Below are 362 nucleotides of genomic sequence, written 5' to 3' on the forward strand. Positions count from 1 at the left end.
CTTACAGCCCAGTCGCGCCCCCCTCAGCAATGAGGGGGGCGTTTCTGCGTTTTGTGCTGACTCGGGCGCGAAAGAACGCAGAAATCCAGCAGTTTGGGGCGCAGGAAATAAATATATAACTGCCTGAGAATAGGCGAGGAGCCACGCCAAATGGGTAGCCAGACTAGCGCGCTGCGCTGTCCGGGGGCAAAGCCGTGCCTGCTTCGGCATAGACAGCACCATCGACAAACACCTTGAGTTCCTGGTGTCCAAACGGCTGCCAGATTTCATTGCGGGTCAGTGGAGCGGTCACGATCACGGCCACCCGATCGGTCGGTGAGGTTTGCGTGGAAAAATCCACCCGCACGTCTTCATCGGCCAAG

1 protein-coding gene is annotated in these 362 nt (G+C 58.3%); it reads right to left on the reverse strand.

Annotation, left to right across the window (positions count from 1 at the left end; genetic code table 11):
* Nucleotides 1-163: 163 nt before the first annotated feature.
* Nucleotides 164-362, reverse strand: a 199-nt coding sequence (locus tag B2J89_RS21965; RefSeq protein WP_205763940.1) for a class II glutamine amidotransferase, incomplete at its 5' end; no start/stop codon positions are given.

The organism is Acidovorax sp. SRB_24 (assembly GCF_012931925.1).